Annotated in this window: 6 protein-coding genes and 1 tRNA gene; 1 reads left to right on the forward strand and 6 read right to left on the reverse strand. The window is 32.5% G+C overall.

Annotated elements, in window-relative coordinates:
• Positions 1-2: 2 nt before the first annotated feature.
• Positions 3-1,031 (reverse strand): quinone-dependent dihydroorotate dehydrogenase, encoded by a 1,029-nt coding sequence (locus F0000_RS18900; protein WP_149626290.1) that lies wholly within the window; start codon positions 1,029-1,031, stop codon positions 3-5.
• A gap of 101 nt (positions 1,032-1,132) precedes the next feature.
• Here F0000_RS18900 and pepT point away from each other — a divergent pair, with 101 nt between their 5' ends.
• A complete protein-coding gene (pepT, locus tag F0000_RS18905; protein WP_149626291.1) occupies positions 1,133-2,374 on the forward strand; it encodes a peptidase T in 1,242 nt (413 codons plus the stop codon).
• A gap of 38 nt (positions 2,375-2,412) precedes the next feature.
• On the opposite strand, the gene F0000_RS18910 is transcribed toward pepT, so the two are convergent.
• The 5 genes from F0000_RS18910 to F0000_RS18930 form a co-directional block, all read right to left on the reverse strand.
• Positions 2,413-2,484 (reverse strand) — tRNA-Cys (locus F0000_RS18910).
• 57 nt (positions 2,485-2,541) lie between these two features.
• Positions 2,542-3,258, reverse strand: a complete 717-nt coding sequence (locus F0000_RS18915; RefSeq protein WP_149626292.1) for an aspartate/glutamate racemase family protein — start codon at positions 3,256-3,258, stop codon at positions 2,542-2,544.
• A 2-nt stretch (positions 3,259-3,260) separates the two neighbouring features.
• The gene (locus F0000_RS18920; RefSeq protein ID WP_149626293.1) at positions 3,261-4,175 is read right to left on the reverse strand and encodes an EamA family transporter; all 915 of its coding nucleotides are present in this window, start codon (positions 4,173-4,175) and stop codon (positions 3,261-3,263) included.
• Positions 4,176-4,197: 22 nt separating this feature from the next.
• On the reverse strand, positions 4,198-5,664 hold the full coding sequence (locus F0000_RS18925) for an aminotransferase class V-fold PLP-dependent enzyme (RefSeq protein WP_149626294.1): 1,467 nt from the start codon (positions 5,662-5,664) through the stop codon (positions 4,198-4,200).
• Positions 5,630-6,409 (reverse strand): hypothetical protein, encoded by a 780-nt coding sequence (locus F0000_RS18930; protein WP_149626295.1) that lies wholly within the window; start codon positions 6,407-6,409, stop codon positions 5,630-5,632. The genes F0000_RS18925 and F0000_RS18930 overlap by 35 nt, the downstream gene beginning before the upstream one ends.
• Between the last annotated feature and the right edge of the window lie 90 nt (positions 6,410-6,499).

Raw genomic sequence — 6,499 nt, forward strand, 5'->3', positions numbered from 1 at the left:
GCTTACAAACCCTTTTTTAATAATTCTTTATTTATTTGTTTTATTAAACCAGGTCCTTCATAAATAAAGCCGGTATATAGTTGTACAAGACTTGCACCGGCTTCTATCTTTTCTATCGCATCATGTGGGCTATGAATCCCTCCTACTCCAATAATAGGAAAAGCTTTACCACTCTTTTCTGAAAGAAACCTAATCACTTCTGTAGATCTGTCAGTCAAAGGTTTACCGCTCAACCCTCCTTTTTCATTAGCCAACGCAAGATTAGATCTTAACCCCTTTCTGGAAATAGTCGTATTGGTTGCAATCACTCCTGCTATTTTTGTTTCCTTAATTATATCTATAATGTCAAATAACTGCTCTTCGGTAAGATCCGGAGCAATTTTTAATAGAATGGGTTTGGGCAATGCTTTTTCCTGATTCGTAGACTGCAATGAATTTAACAAAGCTGTTAGCGGTTCTTTATCTTGTAATGCCCTTAAATTTGGGGTATTGGGAGAACTTACATTTACTACAAAGTAGTCCACATAGGCAAACAATGCATCAAAACATATCTTATAATCTTCCTCTGCATTGTCATTAGATGTTAGCTTATTTTTCCCAATATTCCCCCCAATAAGAACTCCTTTATTTTTTTTTAATCGCCTTACTGCATCTTCTACCCCGCCATTATTAAACCCCATACGATTGATAATTGCAGCATCATTTTTAAGGCGAAACAGCCTCTTTTTTGGATTGCCCTCCTGAGGTTTTGGTGTAAGTGTACCAATTTCTACAAACCCAAATCCAAAATCTGATAATTCATTAAATAACTTAGCATCTTTATCAAATCCGGCAGCCAAACCAACCGGGTTTTTAAATTTCAACCCAAAAACTTCTCTTTCTAAATTTGGATTATTAATCTGATATATACTTTTGAAAATTCCGGGTACAAAAGGAATTTTAGCCATTATTTTAATCATCCTAAATGTAAAATGATGTACTTTTTCTGGATCATATTTGAATAAAATAGGGCGAATTATAGCTTTGTACATGGAAGATTCTTTTGGTTGGCAAAAATAAGTTTTACAAGGTTCTAATAAAAGCGTATTAAAATGTATTTTTGGCAATCTTCAGTTTATAAAATTTAATTTCTATGATTTCAAAAAAACACATCATTGATAGATTCATAAGCTACGTGACCATTGATACTGAAAGTGATCCTAACAGCACTACAACCCCAAGCACTAAAAAACAATGGAATCTTGCTCATAAATTAGTTGAAGAATTAAAAGCTATTGGTATGGAAGATATCACTATTGACCAAAATGCCTATATTATGGCTACACTCCCATCCAATATTGACCAAGTCGTTCCTACCATTGGTTTTATTTCGCACTTTGATACCACTCCTGATTTTACCGGAGCCAATGTAAATCCACAAATTATTGAAACATATGATGGCAAGGATATTATCCTCAATCAAGAAGAGAATATCATTTTATCTCCTGATTATTTTGAAGACCTAAAGCAATACAAAGGGCAAACACTAATTACTACTGATGGCACTACACTTCTGGGAGCTGATGATAAAGCTGGGATTGCAGAAATTATTTCTGCTATGGAATACCTTATACAACACCCTGAAATCCAACACGGAAAAATACGTATAGGATTTACTCCGGACGAAGAAATAGGGCGTGGAGCTCATAAATTTGATGTTAAAAAATTTGGAGCAGATTGGGCATATACGATGGATGGGAGTCAGATTGGAGAGTTAGAATATGAAAATTTTAATGCTGCCGGTGCTGTAGTCTCTGTAAAAGGTAAAATCGTGCATCCTGGATATGCCAAAGACAAAATGATTAACAGTATGTATATTGCTCAAGATTTCATTAATTCACTACCCAGATTAGAAACTCCAGAACATACAAGTGACCGCGAAGGTTTTTTCCATCTTCACAGCATCCATGGTGATGTAGAAAACACTAAGTTGGAATATATCATAAGAGACCATCACAAAGAACATTTTGAAGCTAGAAAAGAGGTTATGATCAAACTAGCTGCAGAACTAAATACGCAATACGGAAAAGATATTGTTTCTGTAGAAATTACTGATCAATATTACAATATGAAAGAAAAGGTAACCCCAGTAATGCATATTGTAGATATTGCAGAAAACGCTATGAAAACTATAGGAATCAGACCTCTTATAAAACCAATTCGTGGCGGGACAGATGGATCACAATTGAGCTATATGGGCTTACCTTGTCCTAATATTTTTGCGGGTGGTCACAATTTTCATGGAAGATACGAATATGTCCCTGTAGAAAGCATGATAAAAGCTGTAGAAGTAATTGTAAAAATTGCAGAATTAACTACAAAGTATAAGAATTAAAAATACATCTTTATAAAATGTTATAGCAATAAAAAAAGAGGTGTCGAGTAGACTCGAACTACTGTGTGTGATCTTGCAAACCACCGCCTAACCAACTCGGCCACGACACCTTTTTATCTTAATACTGTACTAAAAAAATAGTAAAACCTTTTCTTTGATGACTTTCTCTATTCTACTATTGCATATTGCGAATGATTAATCGCACACATGCATATCACTTTTGCCAATATATCAGTAGGATCAACAAATACTTTATTAATACTTTCTGTAGACAACAATGGTAATTCTGTACACGCTAATATAACAACTTTGGCCTCGATTTTATCTAAAATTAATCTAAAATCATTAAGTAACTCTTTATTCTCAGAACCTTTTATTTTTATGCCCCTAATAAGAGTATCCATTTCTTCAGAACCTGGCGTTTCTACGCTAAAATCATCCTGAAGATATTTGTATGGAGAAAATTTCCCTAATTCAATCACTTTTGGAATTGATAAAAGTGCAATTTCCTTAGTGTTACTTTCTAATAGATAGTCCCTCGTAACATTAACGATAGAGACAAATTTTGATTTCAAATTCATTTCTTGTATTTGCAAAGAATAATGATGCAGTACATTACAAGCAATACAAAAATAATCTACTTCACTATCAATTTTCAATAAAGCAGCTTTAAGATGACTCCATACTTCATCAGTATTAGTTTCAATACTCATAACTTTACCTAGTTCCGGAACCGAATACACTACAACATATGGAGTATCAATATCTCCTTTATACGCTTCATTATAATACTTCTTTGTATGGCTAAGAATCTTCTGCCATAAATCAATACCTGCTTCAGGTCCTGCTCCCGTAATTATACCTATTTTACCTTTAGATTCCATTTTTATTGTTTCTTAAATATTTTAAAACGTACGTTTTGCCCTAGCCGTTGTGACTGTATAAATTTAGAAATCCTTTTCTCTAATACAACGCACAACAATCCTGATAAGATAATTATAAATGCAATTGCCACTTTTAAGGTTACTATTTCACCTAATAAAAGATAAGAAACAAGCATTCCAAAAACTGGTGTAAGCAGATTAAACGGAACTACTTGATTTGCTGAATATTTTTTTAACAATCTTCCCCAAAGAGCAAACGCCAGAATAGTTCCTAATAATCCTGTATATAAAATGGAAGTAATACCCATAGGGGTAATTTCACTCAACACCTGTAAATGGTTTTCTTCTAAAAACAACGATAAAACAAATAAAGGAACGGGCGGTATCAAGCATCCCCATACGATGAGACTAAACATATCCACGTTTTTCCCAGCAGATTTCATCAATATACTACTTGCTCCATAAAAGAAGGCCGCTCCAAGAACCAATGCAAAAGATAACAATGATCCAAAACTCTCTGAATCTGTAGCAATAAGAATAACCCCAGAAAGTCCCAATATAATACCCGTTTTCTGAATACCACTTGGTTTGTCTTTAAGAATAATTGTTGCCAAAATTGCCGCAAACAGTACAGAAGATTGTAATATTAATGATGTAAGACCAGAAGGCATCCCAACTTTCATCCCTACATACATCAGACTAAACATGATTACATAATTCAAACCATATAGCAAAAGAAATCCTAGACTTACCTTAGGCCTTTTAACGAATAAAAAAAGAGGGAAAGCAGCACATAAAAACCTTAGAGAGGCATTAAAAATAGGAGGAAAACCTTTAAGTCCCATTTGTATAATTGCAAAAGCTGCTCCCCAAATAATAGTTATAAATATAGCAATAAGTATGTCTTTTAATTTCATAATTTATATTCTAAAATTTATTCTACAAATAAGGTGAAAAATTCTCTTTTAGTTCTTGATTAATATCAAAGCTATCTTTAATATCTATTTCTTTAAGCTTATGCTGATATATTCCTTCTTTATTTGCACTATACTGGGTGAGATAAAAATCTAGATTTTGTACTATATATTCTAAAGCTTTAATCAACACCTCTATTTCTTTCTTAGTAGAGTACAACCCTAAACTAACCCGAACCATCCCTTTAAAAAAATTAACTTCATCTTCATTTTCGATATCCCATAATTCATCCAAAAGACATTCTCTTACATAAGGATGAGCACAAAAACAATCATTCCTTACCGCAATTCCAAAATAATCATTCAACACTTTTGACAATAATTGATGAGGAAAACCTAGTATATTAAAACTTACAACACCAATTCTAGGTCCTACACTATTTTTAGGGTACATAGAAATCTTTGGTATGCCAGCCATTTTATGTATCAAATATCTGGTTAACTCTTCTTCTTTTATATAAATTTTATCCATCCCAATTTGATCAAGAAAATCTAAAGTTGAAGCAATTGTAATTATTCCGGGAATATTAGGTGTACCTGCCTGTTCTCGATCTAGTATCGAGTTTGCTAATTCATATTCATGAACAGAAACAGAATCAACCATTCCTCCTCCATAATATTCTGGGACCATCTTTTGTAACAAATCATTTCTACCTACCAAAACCCCGGGAGTACCAGGCGCATATATTTTATGACCAGAAAAAACAAAAAAATCAATAGACTTATCAATATCTTCCTGAATCAGTTTTACTGGACAATGTGCTATCAACTGAGCTCCATCTACAATAATATAAGCTCCATACTTATGAGCCAATTTTGCTATATCATATATAGGAGTAATAATACCTGTAACATTACTGGCTCCCGTAATAGAAACATAGTTCACATTCCCATCCTGTTCTATTAGTACTTTCTCTAAATCTTGTAGTTGTATCCCTTTGTGTGTTCCATCTTCTAATATCACTGGCAAGTAGATAATTTCATTCCCTTGTGAACGATGAGGAAGATCATTAGAATGATGTTCCATAATTGAAACTACTACAGTTTTCTTGTCAGGTCTTAGCTTACTAAGCCCTGAAGCCAACCTATTCATAACTGCTGTAGTACCACTTCCTAAAAAAACAGCTGAATAATTATCATCAACCCCAACAAAATTTTTTATTCTTTTCTGAGCCCATTTCATCATTTCATTGCTAATCTTAGCTGTCAAATGAACTGTACTATGAGTATTAGAATAATAATTAAGAAAGTTTTGAGTAATTTTTTGTGCTGGTTTCAATGCTAGATTAGATGCTGCAGAATCAAAATAAATTCTAGAAACCAGATCATCATTAACTGTTCTAAAAACAAGATCTGCACCTATAAATGCTTTCTTAATATTTGATATATTAAATTCGCTAGTTGAATTCTTCTCTAAAAATACTGTCTTCATCGCAGAAAAAATTTATAAATTTTGTGTTGATATCATAAACCTGAGTACCTACATATACTCCTAACCTGATTCTATCTATATAAATGTCATTAAAAATATTTAATATGACATCACTATTATATGTCTTAATTATGGATCTGAATAAGGTCCCTAGAATAAGGTTACACTTAGGGTTACTGCCTTCTTTCATCACTATTGGCGACCCATCAATATCTTCTATTGTATATGCTTTTTTATTTTCTTCTATCACACAAACATCATTATCAATACACCTTATAAGTGATTGATCATTACTAGAGTAAATCTTAAATTTATCTGGAGTTCTTTTATATACTTTTCTAAAAAGCACAGATGCTTGATTTCTAGATGTACTTTCAAAGACAACATTTACTTCAGACTTAGAAAGATCTTTATTATTCAGAATTTTTAGATAATTATCAGGGATGGTATAGTTTTCTTTCAACTGTTTCCTTTGAATTTTATCTATTCCTATATCATTTATCCAAAGTATTAACTTGGAAGAAACATTCATTTTCTTTAATTCACAATAAACTGAAACTCCTAGTTTAAATGAAAAAATTTCAGATTCCCCCTCATTAGATAAATCACTTAAATCTGGTGCAACACAATAATGTCCGGCTATAATAGAAATATTCGCATCTGTATCTAGATATGGAACAAGACTTCCTTTAATCTGATCCCTTATAGTATAGGTTACCTCTAAAATTAATTTATTTTTAATCAAATAGTTATAGTATTTTACTGACTAAACACAGGTGAGATGAATAGTTACAAACGCACAGGAACAACTTCTTTATTTTCAGAAAGTTATCGA

Source organism: Aquimarina sp. RZ0, assembly GCF_008370685.1.
In the GTDB taxonomy this organism is placed as follows: Bacteria; Bacteroidota; Bacteroidia; order Flavobacteriales; family Flavobacteriaceae; genus Aquimarina.

Excerpts from the sequence above, each read along its gene's own strand:
- F0000_RS18900 (WP_149626290.1), bottom strand. The coding sequence starts at position 1,031 with ATGTACAAAGCTATAATTCGCCCTATTTTATTCAAATATGATCCAGAA.
- pepT (WP_149626291.1), top strand. The coding sequence starts at position 1,133 with ATGATTTCAAAAAAACACATCATTGATAGATTCATAAGCTACGTGACC.
- F0000_RS18915 (WP_149626292.1), bottom strand. The coding sequence starts at position 3,258 with ATGGAATCTAAAGGTAAAATAGGTATAATTACGGGAGCAGGACCTGAA.
- F0000_RS18920 (WP_149626293.1), bottom strand. The coding sequence starts at position 4,175 with ATGAAATTAAAAGACATACTTATTGCTATATTTATAACTATTATTTGG.
- F0000_RS18925 (WP_149626294.1), bottom strand. The coding sequence starts at position 5,664 with ATGAAGACAGTATTTTTAGAGAAGAATTCAACTAGCGAATTTAATATA.